This window comes from Cyanobium sp. NIVA-CYA 375 (assembly GCF_056108345.1).
The window spans coordinates 1-891 of sequence record NZ_JBSYHW010000268.1 but is presented as its reverse complement, the minus strand read 5'-3'; the positions used below and the strand labels follow the sequence as shown (position 1 = coordinate 891).

Here is an 891-nt window from a genome sequence, read left to right as displayed (position 1 = left end):
GCCCAGACCGTTCACGAAAAGGCCCTTGACCCGAGCCGTGTGCTCAGCGGCGGCTCTTTTGAGGATGGAATCCTGCTGCCTGGTGTATCCGCCAGCAGCGGCTGCTCCGTGGATGTGCTGATCATCCACTGGGCCGACCAGTTTCTCCAGGGCGTTGCGGCGAGCCCCTTTTCCCTCGCCCCTGGCCAGCTGGATCCTTGGGGTGACATCTGGACGGCCAGCTTGCCCCTTGCTGATCATCTCTTCGCCAGGCCCGGCCAATACGTGTACCGCTACAAGGTGACCCGCACCCTGCCGGATGGTTCGGTGCTCACGCGCGATTTCCTCTCTGATCCCTTCGCCCGCGAATACGGCGTGGGCAAGCTCTCCTCGTTCAGCCTGGGGTATCAGCCCTACGTGTGGTCAACGGAGGAGGACTCCTGGCGCACGCCGGCCGAGGCTGATCTGGTGCTCTATGAGTTGAACCTGGCGGAATTCGCCGCGGATCTGCCGAAGGCAATCGAGCGCCTGCCCTACCTGGCCGACCTGGGAGTGAATGGCATCAGCCTGATGCCCGTCACCAACGTGCAAGAAACGGTGGACTGGGGCTATCTGCCGATGGGCTACTGGGGGGTGGATGAACGCTTTGGCCAACGCAGAGACTTCGAGGCCTTTGTTGACACGGCCCACAAGCTGGGGATTGCGGTGCTGGTGGATGCCATCTATGGCCACACCAGTGAAGATTTCCTCTACGAGGAGCTCTACCGCGACCTGCGTCTGCCCAATCCGTTCATGGGCAGTTTCGCCCAGGACCTGTTCGGAGTGAGCACCGACTGGAACAAAGATCTGGTGCGCGCTTTCTTCCTGAGCGTGAATCGCCACTGGCTGGAGGTGTTCCACGTGGACGGCTTC

Annotated in this window: 1 protein-coding gene; it reads left to right on the top strand. The window is 61.8% G+C overall.

Features of this window, described 5'->3' with window-relative positions:
• The coding region (locus AC01FP_RS18000) for an alpha-amylase family glycosyl hydrolase (RefSeq protein ID WP_474482163.1) at positions 1 to 891 on the top strand (891 nt) is incomplete at both ends.